Annotated in this window: 15 protein-coding genes, 1 tRNA gene and 1 pseudogene; 4 read left to right on the forward strand and 13 right to left on the reverse strand. The window is 57.3% G+C overall.

Features of this window, described 5'->3' with window-relative positions:
- Window positions 1–535 precede the first annotated feature (535 nt).
- The 4 genes and pseudogenes from ACK6AU_RS10765 to xerC form a co-directional block, all read left to right on the forward strand.
- Window positions 536–1,321, forward strand: a pseudogene (locus ACK6AU_RS10765) (IS3 family transposase); the annotation flags it as partial.
- Window positions 1,322–1,409: 88 nt separating this feature from the next.
- Complete coding sequence (locus ACK6AU_RS10770) at window positions 1,410–1,829, forward strand: hypothetical protein (RefSeq protein ID WP_409299252.1); 420 nt, start codon at window positions 1,410–1,412, stop codon at window positions 1,827–1,829.
- A gap of 326 nt (window positions 1,830–2,155) precedes the next feature.
- Window positions 2,156–4,042: a MobH family relaxase gene (gene mobH / locus ACK6AU_RS10775; protein WP_409299254.1), complete on the forward strand. Its 1,887-nt coding sequence runs from the start codon at window positions 2,156–2,158 to the stop codon at window positions 4,040–4,042.
- A complete protein-coding gene (gene xerC / locus ACK6AU_RS10780) occupies window positions 4,039–5,376 on the forward strand; it encodes a tyrosine recombinase XerC (protein ID WP_409299256.1) in 1,338 nt (445 codons plus the stop codon). The genes mobH and xerC overlap by 4 nt, the downstream gene beginning before the upstream one ends.
- A gap of 339 nt (window positions 5,377–5,715) precedes the next feature.
- Here xerC and ACK6AU_RS10785 read toward each other — a convergent pair.
- The 13 genes from ACK6AU_RS10785 to ruvC all read right to left on the reverse strand — a co-directional run bounded on the left by ACK6AU_RS10785 (window position 5,716) and on the right by ruvC (window position 15,176).
- Window positions 5,716–5,791: transfer RNA gene (locus ACK6AU_RS10785), tRNA-Lys, on the reverse strand.
- 62 nt (window positions 5,792–5,853) lie between these two features.
- Complete coding sequence (gene queC / locus ACK6AU_RS10790; protein ID WP_185698398.1) at window positions 5,854–6,555, reverse strand: 7-cyano-7-deazaguanine synthase QueC; 702 nt, start codon at window positions 6,553–6,555, stop codon at window positions 5,854–5,856.
- 1 nt (window position 6,556) lies between these two features.
- Window positions 6,557–7,204: a 7-carboxy-7-deazaguanine synthase QueE gene (queE, locus tag ACK6AU_RS10795; RefSeq protein WP_185698399.1), complete on the reverse strand. Its 648-nt coding sequence runs from the start codon at window positions 7,202–7,204 to the stop codon at window positions 6,557–6,559.
- 165 nt (window positions 7,205–7,369) lie between these two features.
- The gene (gene ybgF / locus ACK6AU_RS10800) at window positions 7,370–8,194 is read right to left on the reverse strand and encodes a tol-pal system protein YbgF (protein WP_185698400.1); all 825 of its coding nucleotides are present in this window, start codon (window positions 8,192–8,194) and stop codon (window positions 7,370–7,372) included.
- Between the two features lie 6 nt (window positions 8,195–8,200).
- Window positions 8,201–8,698 (reverse strand): peptidoglycan-associated lipoprotein Pal, encoded by a 498-nt coding sequence (gene pal, locus ACK6AU_RS10805; RefSeq protein ID WP_185698401.1) that lies wholly within the window; start codon window positions 8,696–8,698, stop codon window positions 8,201–8,203.
- A gap of 53 nt (window positions 8,699–8,751) precedes the next feature.
- Window positions 8,752–10,032, reverse strand: a complete 1,281-nt coding sequence (gene tolB, locus ACK6AU_RS10810) for a Tol-Pal system beta propeller repeat protein TolB (RefSeq protein ID WP_185698634.1) — start codon at window positions 10,030–10,032, stop codon at window positions 8,752–8,754.
- Between the two features lie 17 nt (window positions 10,033–10,049).
- Window positions 10,050–11,111, reverse strand: a complete 1,062-nt coding sequence (gene tolA, locus ACK6AU_RS10815; RefSeq protein ID WP_185698402.1) for a cell envelope integrity protein TolA — start codon at window positions 11,109–11,111, stop codon at window positions 10,050–10,052.
- A complete protein-coding gene (gene tolR, locus ACK6AU_RS10820) occupies window positions 11,111–11,563 on the reverse strand; it encodes a protein TolR (RefSeq protein WP_022640507.1) in 453 nt (150 codons plus the stop codon). Before tolR ends, tolA begins: the two co-directional genes overlap by 1 nt.
- A gap of 13 nt (window positions 11,564–11,576) precedes the next feature.
- A complete protein-coding gene (gene tolQ / locus ACK6AU_RS10825; protein WP_022640508.1) occupies window positions 11,577–12,272 on the reverse strand; it encodes a protein TolQ in 696 nt (231 codons plus the stop codon).
- Window positions 12,262–12,729, reverse strand: coding sequence for a tol-pal system-associated acyl-CoA thioesterase (gene ybgC / locus ACK6AU_RS10830; RefSeq protein WP_185698403.1), 468 nt, complete (start codon window positions 12,727–12,729; stop codon window positions 12,262–12,264). Before ybgC ends, tolQ begins: the two co-directional genes overlap by 11 nt.
- Before the next feature lie 140 nt (window positions 12,730–12,869).
- Entirely contained in the window at window positions 12,870–13,928 is a 1,059-nt protein-coding gene (ruvB, locus tag ACK6AU_RS10835) for a Holliday junction branch migration DNA helicase RuvB (RefSeq protein WP_185698404.1), read from the reverse strand.
- Entirely contained in the window at window positions 13,929–14,537 is a 609-nt protein-coding gene (gene ruvA / locus ACK6AU_RS10840) for a Holliday junction branch migration protein RuvA (protein ID WP_185698405.1), read from the reverse strand.
- Between the two features lie 114 nt (window positions 14,538–14,651).
- Window positions 14,652–15,176 (reverse strand): crossover junction endodeoxyribonuclease RuvC, encoded by a 525-nt coding sequence (ruvC, locus tag ACK6AU_RS10845; protein WP_022640512.1) that lies wholly within the window; start codon window positions 15,174–15,176, stop codon window positions 14,652–14,654.
- Window positions 15,177–15,286 lie beyond the last annotated feature (110 nt).

Consider the following 15,286-nt stretch of genomic DNA (forward strand, 5'->3'; position numbering starts at 1 on the left):
CAAGAACAAGACCCCTAAGAATTAAATATCAACTAATTCACATACGATCCAAGCATCATCCGCCAACAACTAATAGTGTTTCAAATAAAATCAAAGAACCCAAATCAACACCCCCAGGAACCATTAGACAACACCATATCCCTTAGTAGTCTGTCCCAAGCTGAGTGGACACTGACTTAAGGCAGATAATGTCCACTACAAGGAGTGTTCATGATCCAGACCAGACGACGTTTTCCTGAATCCTTTAAACACGAGGCGGTAGACCAGCTGCTTGCCGGTACCCCGCTTCGCCACGCTCGGCATCGCTGAAAAGCCTGCAGGGCAAATGGAAGCGCCAGTACGAGCAGCAAGGACGATGCCTTTCCGGGCAACGGCAAGCAGCGTGGTGAGAGCGCGGAGTTGCGTCGTCTACGCCAGCAACTGGCTCAGGTCACCATCGAGCGCGATGTTTTAAAAAAGGCGCTCGCCATCTTCTCGCAGCCCACGAAGTGAAGTTCCGCGCCATCGAGGCGTTGGCTGGTCGCTATCCCGTAGCGGCTTCTATGCCTGGCAGCAGCGGCCACCTTCGGCGAGAGAGATGGCGAATCGGCGTCTAAGCAAGGAGATCCGCACCATTCACCACGAGGTGAATGGGATCTATGGCCATCGCCGAATCAAGGCCGAGTTAGTGGCCATGGGGCATGCGTGTGGTCGACACCGGGTTGCTCGACTGATGCGCGAAGCCGGTCTGCGCGTTCGCTCGCGCAAGCGCTGGCGGCTGGTTTCCAGCAGTCGTCATGCTCTGCCGATTGCCCCGAACCACCTGGATCGCCAGTTCGCCTCGGATCGTGCCAATCGGCACTGGGGCTCGGACATGACCTACGTGCGGACGGCCCAAGGTTGGCTGTATCTGACAGTCGTACTCGATCTCTATTCACGAGCCGTCGTCGGTTGGGCGATGCACCACCGCATGCAGCAGGCCTTGGTACACGCCGCGCTGGAGATGGCCATTGCACGCCGGCAGCCGAAAGAAGAAGTGCTGCTGCACTCGGATCGAGGCAGCCAATACTGCGCGTACGACTACCAGGCCTTACTTCGGCGACATCGAATCGTGCCCAGCCATTCACGTCCCGGGAACTGCTGGGACAACGCCGCGATGGAGAGCTTCTTCCGTTCGCTGAAGGCTGAGCGGGTGTACCTGACGCGCTATGCCAGCTACCACGAGGCGAAAACCGACCTGTTCGACTACATCCGCTTTTACAATCACCGTCGCCGCCACTCGACGCTGGGCTATCTCAGCCCGATGGAGTTTGAGCGGCGCTATGCGAGCAGTAACTCTTAACTACCTGTCCACCAGCTCCGGGCCAGGCCACTACGGCCAGCCCTGCTTTCAAATACTACATTCGCGCTTTTACTTGCAGGCCACCATCATGCACATCAACCCTGATCACTTTCTACAGACGGAGAATGGGCGCATTATCAACGCTGAGCTCAATAGACTGGCTTGGCAGAGGGCTCATCTTGCCCTATCAGAGGCTCTGCTAGCGACTCCTAAGCCTTCTCGTCTGTATCTATTGATAGGCGCTCAGGGTGCAGGAAAAAGCACTTGGGCCAAATCGATGCTTTTAATTGAGCCTAGCGCTGTAATCTTTGATGCCATCCTGGTTCAACGCTGTGAGCGTGAATCGCTCATACAGATTGCCAAGAAGCATGAGCTTGATGTGGTTGCAATTTTTTTACTACTTCGCTGGAAGACTGTTTGGCACGTAATCAATTGCGCCCTGATGATGAGATGGTTCCTGAAAAGGCCATTAGGAACGTCTTTAAAGCACTTCAGCCTCCACGCTTGAGCGAGGGTTTCAGCGAAATTTTAGCCGTTGATGCACAGACTAGCGCGGACGCTTATGCCCCTAAAGACTGAGTCGACTTCCAGTTATGCGGAAGCAACTAGCTGCTCGCCCAAGGACGGTCGCGAACATCCTCGATCTATTCAACAGTGCTGCAGGCCGGACATATTATCGTTCCCCCACTTCTGAATCAGAAACATTACCACCAGTCTGTTCCCTAGGTAGTGGCACAATGCCCTAAAACCCTCTCACCGCTAAAAATGGTTTTTTGTTGCTGGCATTCCGCCTGTAGAGGAAAACCCGCGCCATGAATCCTCATGGAGCGCCCAATGCAAATTCTATCCTGGCTCAGCCGAAAACCGGCTAGGCCACCCTCAGAAGCAACTCCGCAAGGCTTCCACCTACCGGCAAACGCAGCTGCGCTGCTGAACACTCCCCGACGCCAAGAGCTCCTGGAGAACATCTGGCGCCGCGCTTCGCTCTCACACCAACAGTTCAACACACTCTACCGCCAGCCGCTTGAGCGGTACGCAGAGCTGGTACAGCTGATGCCGGCTTCAGAAAATCATCACCACGCCCATCTAGGTGGCCTGCTCGACCACGGACTGGAGATCGTGGCTTACGCCTTGAAGATCCGTCAAACCTACCTTCTACCGATCGGCGCCCCGCCTGAGTCGCAATCAGCCCAAGCTGAAGCTTGGACAACAGCGGCAGCCTATGGGGCGTTGCTACATGACCTCGGCAAAGTAGCAGTCGATATTCGTGTCGAGCTTCAAGGTGGACAGATCTGGCACCCATGGCATGGGCCAATCGCAAAGCCCTATCGATTCAAGTACGTCAAAGGTCGTGAGTACCAGCTCCACGGAGCAGCTACTGCTTTGATCTATTCGCAGATCCTGGCCCCCGAGATTCTAGATTGGCTCTGCGGGTTTCCTGAACTGTGGACGCAACTGATCTACCTGGTCGCAGGGCAGTTCGAAAATGCCGGCATTCTCGGTGAAATTGTGATCAAGGCTGATAGTACATCGGTGGCCCAGGAGCTCGGAGGCAATCCAGACCGTGCGATGGCAGCGCCCAAACAATCGCTACAAAGGCAACTGGTGGAATGTCTCAGGTACCTGGTGCGTGAGAAGTTCAAGCTTAACCACCCCGACGGTCCTGCTGATGGTTGGCTGGCACAGGATGCTCTTTGGTTGGTAAGCAAGCCGACTGCGGACCACCTGAGAGCAGCTATGCTCTCGCAGGGCAGCGACCACATTCCATCCTCCAATGCACCTTTCTTCAACATGCTGCAGGACCAGGCCATTATTCAGACGAATGCCAAGGATAAGGCTGTTTGGAAAGTGACCGTCGATACAGGGCGTGGTTGGAAGCACAGCTTTACGGTACTGAAAGTCACACCTTCGCTAATCTGGGCTGATCCAGCTGATCGTCCTGAGGCTTATGCAGGCACAGTCACGGTCGAGATCGACCAACGTGACGGTTCAGAAGCTCAGGAGACAACATACGCCGTTCCAGACGAACCGATTGCAGCAGAACCGACTGTTACTGTCGTGGCAGCTAATTCAATCGTTGCTCCACCAACAAATCAAAAACAATCTCAGACCTTGCAGAGTATCGATTCGGAAAATTTCGATATCGATGAGCTATTGAAACTCTATAGTAATATCACGGTGCCAGCAGAGGTACTAAGTTCTAGCGCTGGCCCGGAGGCTGCATCGCCCCTTCAATCAGGGATGACGCAGCCTGAATACACTTCTGAGGCCAGTTCTGAGCCTCAAGCACTAGAAGATGTAACCACAATGCCTTCCAGTATCAGTCTGGGACAGGGATTCGTCGCGTGGCTAAAGGCCGGAATCACCTCCCGAAAAATCATCATCAATGATGCCAAAGCCCTGGTTCATACCGTTGACGGCACAGCGATGCTCGTTACTCCAGGTATCTTCAAACGCTATATACAAGAGCATCCGCCCCTTGAGCAGATCGCAACCAAGAACGGGACGGTTGCCTGGCAGCAAGTTCAGCGTGCGTTCGAGAAGGAAAAGCTGCATGAGAAAACGAAGAAGAGTTTGAATATCTGGACCTTCAACGTTTCAGGCCCAAGGAAAACCAAACAACTTAAAGGCTATTTACTAAGAGACTCTAGCACTATCTTCACAGAAGTTACCCTGGACAACCCTAGCATCTCTAGAGTTGAAGAAGAGGTTAGCCAATGACTCCGGTTGCGCTACTACAAGAATACCTAATGGATCATGTATTGCGCGAAGCAACTATTAAAATATATCGAGCCTCCATTAAAGCTCTTACTAAAAACTTCGGTGAAGAAATAGACATAACAAAACTTGACCGAAGAAATATACTTTCCTGGAGAAGTATCGCTATCGAAGATGGACTGTCTAGACGCAGCTGGAACACATACTCCAACCATCTTCGTACTATTTGGGCTTATGCGCTTGAGTACGAAATCATACCCAATTCACTAACTAACCCTTTCAAGAAAAGCACGCTCATTGCACCGAAGCGGCCAAGCAAAATCATCTCGGGAGACGGGATACGCCAGGCACGCCATTGGCTGCAAACCCTAGTCGACCAGGAGAAGAGCTCTGGTCAGCGCAGCCCGATTACGCCTGCGTGGTTCTGGCTGGCCACATTCGAGATGTTCTATTACACCGGGATACGCCTGAATGCACTGCTATGCATTAGGGTTCAAGACGTGGACTGGGACAACAGACTCGTTTACGTGAATGCTGATACAGAAAAGACTCACAGAGAGTTTTGCGTACCAATAATGAAAGGTTTGGAACCACACATACAAAAACTTTTAAACGCTGCTTCAACCCAGGGCTTTTCGGGCCAAGATCAGCTCTTCAATGTTAATCGATTTTCGATCCACTACAGATCTAAAACCATGAACATCGATCAAGTTGAGGGCATGTACAAAAAACTGACTAGCGCCTTCGGCATACGCATGACGCCGCACCGGTTCAGGCACACCTTAGCTACCGATTTGATGCGGCAACCAGAACGCAATATTCACCTGACCAAGACACTGCTGAACCATTCGAACATCGCCACGACGATGAGTTACATCGAGGCTGACTACGAACATATGCGAGCAGTGCTCGATGAGCGTAGCTGGCATCAGGGTGCGATAAGGCTTGAGCGACGTGAGGACGTCATAACTCCTCAGGCGCTTGAGCCTAAGCCTGTACCTCTACCCAAACACTTACCGGCCCCAGAGGAGATGCCAGAGGGGCTTGGGCAAGGTATTGCCGCAACAGTGGAGGACTCACCCACTCAGCAACCCGCTACGGCCTCTGAGCTGCTTGCAGCACTGCCCAGGCAGAGACGGCCTGATAAATATCCGCTGGAACAGATATCCAAGCCCAGCACAGGGCTTTCTCATGAGCTGAGTTGGGACGGACCTGGGACGCTCTGGGCGGATTTAGGAATACCTCTCTGCCAGTCGATGGAGGATTCGTTTGAGCCAGCAGCTCTGATGGATCTCTTACCGGATAGAAGCGCCATCGGCAGTTTCCGGTGGAATTGACAGCTAGCTAAACGCCCAGCTTCGTTCAGCTTAGGTTCAGCTTCAGGAATGTCGGCATCGGCAGGATGAACTGTGCACGCCTGGTCGGCGCCGGACATCAGCAAGTCGATGTTTGCACAAGGATTCCTGATAAAAGCATCGAGCTGGACCAGTTCGCTCTAAGGCGAAGCTGATTTGTTGACCGCTTGAACGAAAAAACCCACTGACCGGGACCGGCAGTGGGCTATTTCATATTGACATCATCACGGAGCGCGCCTATGGTTCGCTCCAGACGGCAGCAAGACTAGTAGCTCGGCTCTGGCAAGCCCCCCTTCCTAGTACCGCCTCCGACCATGAAAATGGTGGGTCGTGTAGGATTCGAACCTACGACCAATTGGTTAAAAGCCAACTGCTCTACCAACTGAGCTAACGACCCGCTGTGTGGTGGCGCGTATAATACTGATTTCTAACGATAATTCAACACCCTAGATGAAAAAATCAAAAATAAGGTGTTGGATCGCTGACACCGGCTGCACGGAAGCCATCGGCACGCAGGCGGCAACTGTCGCATTTACCGCAGGCACGGCCCTGGTCATCCGCCTGGTAGCACGAGACAGTCAGCCCGTAATCGACTCCAAGGCGTACCCCGGCCTTGATGATGTCGGCCTTGCTGAGATTCTGCAGGGGTGCCTTGATCCGAAAACCCTGCCCCTCGACACCGGCCTTGGTCGCCAGGTTAGCCATGCGCTCGAAGGCCTCGACGAACTCGGGACGGCAATCCGGGTAGCCGGAGTAATCCACCGCATTGACCCCAATGAAGATATCCCGAGCCTCGAGGACTTCCGCCCAGCCCAAGGCCAGGGAAAGGAACACCGTATTGCGCGCCGGCACGTAGGTGACAGGAATTCCTTCGCCAGGTGCTTGTGGCACATCGATGGAGCTATCGGTGAGGGCCGAGCCGCCAATGCCATCAAGGTTGAGGCCAATGACCTTGTGCTCCACCACTCCCAGGTCGCGGGCCACTCGTTCGGCAGCCTGCAACTCCGCGCGGTGGCGCTGGCCATAGTCGAAACTCATGGTGTAGCAGCGGTAGCCTTCGGCGCGGGCCATGGCGACCACGGTGGCCGAATCAAGGCCGCCGGAAAGGAGGATCACTGCACGTTTTTCAGGTACTGCTTGGTGTTCTGCTGGCTTGGTCATTTCAACGCCCCGGCTCGTCGTTCCAAAGATACTTGTGCAACTGCAACTGCAGGCGCACCGGTAAGTTGTCGGCAACGATCCAGTCAGCGAGTTCCCGTGCATCCAGGTCGTGATGACTTGGCGAAAACAGCACTTCACCAGCTCGTTGCTCGAGGCGGTACTGGATCAGCTTGGAGACCGCCCAGTCATAGTCCTCACGGGAACAGATGACGAACTTGACCTGATCGTTGGCCGTCAGCAGCTCGATGTTCTCGTAACGATTGCGCTGGGCTTCCTTGGAGCCCGGGGTCTTGAGATCCAGGACCCGGCTGACCCGTGGATCCACCGCCGAGATATCGAGGGCGCCACTGGTCTCCAGCGAAACCTCATAGCCGGCATCGCACAACTGCTTGAGCAAAGGAATGGCGTTGGGTTGCGCCAGCGGCTCGCCACCGGTGACACAGACATAACGCGGACGGAATCCGGCAACCTGCTCGAGCAAGCTGTCGAGGGTACGTTGGGTGCCGCCGTTAAAGGCATAGGCACTGTCGCAGTATTGGCAACGCAGCGGACAACCGGTCAGGCGCACGAAAACCGTAGGCAGCCCGGCAGTCCGAGTTTCCCCCTGCAACGAGTAGAAAACTTCGGTGATTCTCAATGTGTCTTGCATATTCGCCACGGACGTAACAGCTAAACAGGCTGTCCGCCTCCATCAGGCACTTCAAGGAACCCCGTCAACGCGTAGATCCCAGGAAGCGTGTGTCATAAAAGGGCGCAGATTCTAACGAAAAAACCCGCGGCAAGCGCGGGTTTCTTGTAACGGTCGCCAGCACACTTACATGCGCTGCAAATCCCGTTGAGCCAACTGGGCGGCGGAAGTCCCCGGATACTGGGCCACGACTTGTTGCAGAATGCCCTTGACCCGGTCGGTGTGACCCAGTCGGCGTTCTACGTCAGCCAGCTTGTACAACGAATCCGGCACCTTGGCGTGCTTGGGATAGAGCTGGGAAACCTTGGCGAATGCCTGGCCAGCGCCTTGCAGATCGCCCTTGGCCAGGTTCACTTCACCCAACCAGTACTGGGCATTACCAGCGTACTGGCTGTTGGGGTACTTGCGCAGGAATGCCGAGAAGGCCTGGCTGGCCTTGTCGAAATCCTTGGCTTTGATCAGGTCGAAGGCAGCATCGTAATAGAGCTTTTCCTTGGCCGGATCACCCGGTTCGCTACTGGCGGCAGGCGCTGGAGCAGTAGCTCCGGCTGCCGTACCGGCGGCACTGGCATTGCCAGCGGCGGAAGAATTCTCAGGAGTCGCGGCAGGTGCCACACCGCTTCCTATGCGCCGATCAAGATCCTGGTAACGCTCCAGGCTTTCTTGCTTCATGCGCGCTACATCATTTTGCAGAACTTCGATCACACCCTGTTGCCGTGCGATCTGCTCCTGCATTTGCTGCAGTTGCTGGAACAGCTCGCCCTGTGCCGAGACAGGGGTCGAAACCCCTCCCCCGGCATAGGCGCCGTTCGTGCCATAACCCGCTGGTGGATAACTGCTCCCGCTATTTCCATAGCCAGAGTTGCTATCGACCACAGGAACCGCAGACCACGCCGCGAAAGGCGTGAGACTGAGAGCCAAGATAGTTACAGCACGACGGCACGTTCGCATGACGAATTACTTACGCAGTTCGACGCGACGGTTTTGAGCCCAGGACTGCTCGTCGTGGCCAGTGGCAACTGGACGCTCTTTACCGTAGGAAACCAGCTCCAGCTGGGCTGGGGACACGCCCTGCAGTACCAGGTAGCGCTGAACGGCTTTCGCACGACGCTCGCCCAGAGCCATGTTGTACTCACGGGTACCACGTTCGTCGGTGTTGCCTTCCAGCACAACGCGAGCGCCGTTACCTTTCAGGTCCTTGGCGTGAACGTCCAGAGCGCGCATGGCTTCTGGCTTCAGATCCGAGCTGTCGTATTCGAAGTAGAAGGTGGTGATTGCGCGCAGAGCTGCTTCTTCGCTCAGGGAGCTATCAACATTACCAGTGTTAGCGCCGTAACCAGCGTTTGGATCAACAGCGCCTTCACCAGCGTTGTCGCCGCCCTTGGAGGAGCAACCTACAGCCACAGCCATGGCCAAAGCCAGCGCAGCAAACTTACCAAACTTCAACATTTCCATCGTGAAACTCCTAATGAACCCCAGTGTGTTAAGTGAAACATTGTAGCGCCGCGTCAGTTCAGGTAAGGGGACCAGGACGGTTCTCTGACTTCGCCTTGAGCGGTAGGAAGCGGGAGCCTCACACGTCCATTAATGGACACGAGCATCAAGACTCCCCGGCCCTGCTGGCGGGTGGCGTAGATTACCATGGTGCCGTTGGGCGCAACAGTAGCTGACTCATCAAGGTTGGTATCTGTAAGGATTTTTACACTACCGCGCTGCAAATCTTGAGCAGCCACCCGGAAGTTGGTGAAACCATCCTGGCGGTGAATCATTACCAGGGTCTTTTCGTCAGCAGAAAGTTTCGGGTTGGCGTTGTAGTTACCAATAAAGGTCACACGTTCAGCGCCACCACCGTTGATATTGCTTTTATATACTTGCGGCTTTCCGCCCCGGTCGGAAGTGAAGTAGATGGTCGAACCATCCTTACCCCAGAACGGCTCGGTATTGATGCCTGGGCCGCTGGTGACACGACTGATCTGGCGCGAAGCCATGTTCATCACATAGATGTCGGGGTTGCCATCCTTGGACAGCACGAACGCCAGGCGGCTACCGTCCGGCGACCAGGCTGGCGCACCGTTGAGGCCTTCGAAGTTGGTGATCTGCTCGCGACGGCCCGTGTCGATGTGCTGGACGAAGATACGCGGACGCTTCTGCTCGAACGACACATAGGCGATACGCTTGCCATCGGGAGCGAAGCGTGGCGACAGGATCGGCTCGCGGGATTGCAGCAGGGTCACCGCCCGGGCACCGTCGTAGTCCGAACGCTGCAGGGTATAACGGGTGTTGTTGGTGGAGAATCGCTCCGCGGTCACGTACAACAGACGCGTGGAGAACGCGCCCTTGATGCCGGTGAGCTTCTCGAAGGACTGGTCGGAAATGTAGTGCGACATGTCCCGCAGCTGATCGACCCCACCAGAGACACTGCCGGCCAGGACCTGCTGCTCGGTCGCGACGTTGAACAGCGCGTACTGCACCTGCAGGCGGCCGCCGGCTGGCACGATGCTGCCGACCATCACGTACTGGGCACCCAGGGCCTTCCAGTCACGGAAGATGACTTCGCTGGCCTGGGTCGGCAGGCTGATCATGTTCTGCTTGGGAATCGGCGCGTAGTAACCCGAGTTGCGCAGGTCATCGCCGATGATCTGCGCCATATCGTCCGGCAGGACGCTACCGCCCTGCCAACCGAACGGTACTACCGCGATCGGCGTCGCCCGGTCACTGCCACTGGTGACCAGAATGTTTTTTTCATCCGCCGCCGCTATCCCTGCCATGCAGCAAATAACGACAAGCATTGCTCGAAGAAGGTTTCTCACAAGGCTAGGTCCTCAGGTGTGAATGTCATCTTGAATGAACGATAGGGAGCGAAGTCCTTCGGACTCAGACCCTGCATTTCTGTCAAACGTCCAATGTTCTTGACTGCCGCTACCGCCGAGGCGTCGAACGGGCCATCGCCACTGGACTTGATCACGCTGACCGTGGTCACCGTACCATCTGGCAACATGCCGATCCGCAGTTCCACTGTCATGCCCTTGCGCGCCGAAGGAGGACGAGCCCAGCCTTCCGCCGCACGAATACGAATCAGATCATCGAAACTACCTGCGACACTGTCACCTACCTCATCCGATTTCGTGGCTTCACGCTCCGGCTTATCGGAAAGCAAGTCCGCCAGGGCCTGAGCCTTTTTCTCTTCGGCAGATTTGCGCGCCGCTTCCTGAGCCTTTTTCTTCGCGGCGTCGGCGGCAGCTTTCTTCTTCGCATCCTCGGCGATCTTTTTCTTCGCCTCGTCAGCTTCTGCTTTTTTCTTGGCGTCTTCCGCGGCCTTCTTCTTCGCGTCCTCGACGATTTTCTTCTTCGCTTCTTCAGCGGCCTTTTTCTTGGCCTCTTCTTCAGCGACTTTCTTGGCTTCTTCCTCGGCTTTCTTCTTGGCTATATCAGCCAATTGCTTCTCTTCGGCTTTTTTCGCTTCAGCGGCTTTCTTGGCTTCATCAGCCTTCTTCGCCTCGTCGGCTTTCTTGGCCTCGTCAGCCTTTTTCGCTTCCGCGGCTTTTTGGGCAGCCTCTTCTTTCTTTTGTTCCGCGGCCTTGATCTCTTCCTGCTCGACCTTCTTCTGCTCCAACTGCTCGGTCTCGGTCTGGCGCGCGGCGGATTTCTTCGCCTCACCCGCAATCTTGTGATTGGTCTGGGTGGTCGCCGGACTCTTCGATTTCAGCTGATACAGGGTCGCCTGGACGATCGGCTTGGCCGGTGGCAACTCTGGCGTCATGGCAAAGCTGACGAACAGCATGCCGAACACCAGAACGTGCAGGGCAATTGCCCAGACACTAGGCCAGAAGTAGCTTTCCGAAGCGGACGGCTCTCGCTGTTGGTGCATCAGGGCGCCTCGGTAATCAGGCCAACGTTGCCGACGCCGGCTTTTTGCAGGCCGCCCATGGCACCCATCACGGCGCCGTAGTCGACGGATTTATCGCCGCGAATGAACACCTGGGTGTGCTTGCCGCCTTCGTTACCGGCACGGATGATCTTGGTTACCGCGTCGGTCATCTGCGGCAAGGTCATTGCCTTGTCCTGTTGCTTGTCGGTATCGACTTCACTGCCAAGGTTCCAGTAGTAGGTCTTGTCAGCCTTGATCGAGATGGTCAGCACCTGGGTGTTGTTGTCCTGGGGCAAGGCTTCGCTGGAAACCTTGGGCAGGTCGACTTTCACACCCTGGTTGAGCATCGGCGCGGTCACCATGAAGATGACCAGCAGTACCAACATCACGTCGATGTAGGGCACTACGTTCATCTCGGCAACCGGCTTGCGTTTGTGGCGAACTCGGGCCATTGGGTTTACCTGCTCACTCTTCGCTGGTGTGCACTTTGCGGTGCAGGATCGCCTGGAACTCGTCGGCGAAGGTGTAGTAGCGGCTGATCAGCGTCTCGCCGCGGGCGGAGAAACGGTTGTAGGCGATCACCGCAGGGATGGCCGCGAACAGGCCGATGGCAGTCGCTACCAGGGCTTCGGCGATACCCGGGGCCACGGTGGCCAGGGTCGCCTGCTGTGCGGAAGCCAGGCCGCGGAAGGAGTTCATGATCCCCCACACGGTCCCGAACAGACCGATGTACGGGCTGACCGAGCCCACGGTGGCCAGGAACGGCAGGCTCTGCTCGAGCTTCTCTTCTTCACGGGAGATCGCTACGCGCATCGCACGAGCCACGCCTTCCATCACGGCCTCGGGCTCGACGCCCGGCTGCTGGCGCAGGCGAGAGAACTCCTTGAAGCCGGCACGGAAGATCTGCTCGACGCCAGAGTCCGGATCAGGATTGCTACCCGCCTGGCGATACAACTTGGACAGGTCGATACCGGACCAGAAGCGCTCCTCGAAGCTCTCCAGGGCACGTCGACCGGCGCGCAGCAGGTTGCTGCGCTGAAAGATCATGATCCACGAAGTCACCGATGCGGCCACCAGGGTCAGCATTACCAACTGCACTACAACGCTGGCATTGCTGACCAGGCTCCACATGGAGGAATGGTCGACGACGTTAGCTTCCACGCTTTATCTCCTGCTCTGAGTGTGTACCCGCGCCGCCCTCGTCGGCGAAGGCCGTACGCAGGGCGTCTGGAATGGCGCGGGGTTTGAAATTGTCGGCACGTACACAGGCCACCAGGAACTGCCCCTCGCAGAGCAGTACGTGATCCGAGGACCGCCTGACCTGCTGGGTGAATCGCAGGCTGGCCCGGTTCAGCTCGGTGACTTGGGCACTGATCAGAAGCTCGTCGTCCAGCCGCGCCGGCGCGTGGTAACGCGCTTCGCTGGAATGCACGACAAACAACAGGTTCTCCCCCACCAGCTGCGATTGGGCGAAGCCCAGGTGTCGTAGCCGCTCGGTTCGAGCCCGCTCCATAAACTTAAGGTAATTGACGTAATACACGATGCCGCCGGCATCGGTGTCCTCGTAATAAACGCGACAACGATGTGCGAACGGCTCAAGCCCGTTTTGCGCGCGCATACTCTAGTGCTTACTCCTCGGGTTGCCAATCCGGCCAGGCAACTGTTTTTTCATTCTTGGACGACTTTTGCTGAAGTTTCGACGTAGCCAGCCCCTAGGACAGCACAAACTCCGAATAAGTCGACGAAAAGTGTGTCCGATCAATCGTCCACGGCATCGAGAAACTCGTCTACCACGGGCGCTTCTGCCAATCGTGACGGAATGTTCAGCCCGAAATGCAGGTAAGCATGCCGGGTCACCACCCGACCACGCGGGGTACGCATGATGTAGCCCTGCTGGATCAGGTAAGGCTCCAGCACGTCCTCGATGGTATGGCGCTCTTCGCTGATCGCGGCGGCCAGACTGTCGACCCCCACCGGCCCGCCGTCGAACTTCTCGATCATGGTCAACAATAGACGCCGGTCCTGATGGTCGAAGCCACGCTCGTCGACATCCAGCAGGTTCAGCGCCAGGTCGGCCACCGCCTTGGTGATATGCCCCTTGGCCCGCACCTCGGCGAAGTCGCGCACCCGGCGCAGCAGGCGGTTGGCGATCCGCGGCGTGCCCCGTGCCCGGCGCGCCACCTCGATGGCGCCCTCCGGATCCAGGGGCAAGCCGAGGATGCCGGCGGAACGACTGACGATGGTCGCCAGGTCCGTGATGCTATAGAACTCCAGGCGCTGGACGATACCGAAGCGATCCCGCAGCGGGTTGGTCAGCATGCCGGCCCGCGTAGTAGCGCCGACCAGGGTGAAGGGCGGCAGGTCGAGCTTGATCGAACGCGCCGCCGGCCCCTCGCCGATCATGATGTCGAGCTGGAAGTCCTCCATCGCCGGATACAGCACCTCCTCGACGATCGGCGACAGGCGATGGATCTCGTCGATGAACAGCACGTCATGGGGCTCGAGATTGGTCAACAGCGCCGCCAGGTCACCGGGACGCTCCAGCACCGGCCCGGAGGTACTCTTGATCGAGACGCCCATCTCCTGGGCGATGATGTTGGCCAGGGTGGTCTTGCCCAGCCCTGGCGGACCGAAGATCAGGGTATGGTCCAGGGATTCGTTGCGCCCGCGGGCAGCCTGGATGAACAGTTCCATCTGCTCGCGCACGCCAGGCTGGCCGATGTAGTCGGCCAGGCTGACCGGACGAATCGCCCGATCCTGGATTTCTTCGCGCTCACGGGGGCCCGTGGCGGCGATCAGACGATCAGCTTCTATCACTTAAATCATTCCCTTCAGGGCCCGACGGATCATTTCTTCGCTGCTCAAGCCTTTCTCTTTGATCGCGGAGACCGCCTTGCTAGCCTCCTGCGGCTTGTAGCCCAGGGAAATCAGCGCACTGACGGCGTCCGATTCGGCGCTGGCCACCGGCATCGGCGCATCCGGCTGGTTCGGCACCAGGGTGAACATGCTCGGGACCGCCTCCCAGGCCTTGAACCGGTCCTTGAGCTCGACTAACAAACGCTCGGCGGTCTTCTTGCCGACCCCGGGCACCTTGGTCAGGGCCGAAGTGTCCTGGGCCTGAACGCTGCGCACCAACTCGTCCACCTCGAGGCTGGACATCAAGGCCAGGGCCAGTTTCGGCCCCACGCCATTAAGACGGATCAACTCACGGAAAAAGTCTCGCTCGCGCTTGCTGGCGAAGCCATAGAGTAACTGCGCGTCTTCGCGCACGACCAAATGAGTGTGCAAGGTCAGGGGTTCGCCGACCGATGGCAGGCGATACAGGGTGGTCATGGGCACTTCGACTTCATACCCCAACCCATTGACATCAAGAATCAGGTGCGGCGGCTGTTTTTCAGCCAAGGTGCCGCGCAAGCGTCCAATCACGTTCGAATCCTTAAGGCGATGGCCAGCGTTCGCTGGCGACTCACTGAGCAGGCATCCGGGCCGGACATTCTGGCACCACGACGTTCTACTCTTGAAATGACTGCGCCGATGCTATCAGAGACGCAAGCGGCCGCCACGACTGCGTGCCGTCCCCAAGCCGTGGGGCAACAGGCTGGAACGGGTGTGGGAATGACAGATGGCGATGGCCAGGGCGTCCGAGGCATCGATCTGCGGCTTGGCGGTCAGCTTGAGCAGATGCATCACCATCATCTGCACCTGCTCCTTGTTGGCGCCACCGGTGCCGGCCACGGCCTGCTTGACCTGGGTAGCGGTGTACTCGGCGATCTCCAGGCCTTCCTCAGCCGCGGCCACTATGGCCGCGCCCCGTGCCTGCCCGAGTTTCAGCGCCGAATCGGCATTACGCGCCATGAACACCTTCTCGATGCCCATGGTCACCGGTCCGTAGGTCTGGATCACTTCGCGCACCCCGCGATAGACGATCTGCAAACGCTCGTGCAGTTCGCCGGCGCCAGTGCGAATGCACCCGGAGGCCACATACACGCAACCGCGCCCGGTGTCGCGAACCACGCCATAACCGGTGATGCGCGAACCGGGGTCGATGCCAAGAATAAGAGTCATAACGCCTGCTGCTGAAGTGAAAAGGCCTGCCGGGGATGACCGGGATAGCGAAAAGAGCGAAGCCGGAAGCGCCCTGCCGCACAATCATCGCGGCGTTGCGCATCCGGCTT

It is taken from the genome of Pseudomonas sp. KCJK8993 (assembly GCF_046230915.1).
Classification (GTDB): Bacteria; Pseudomonadota; Gammaproteobacteria; order Pseudomonadales; family Pseudomonadaceae; genus Aquipseudomonas; species Aquipseudomonas piscis.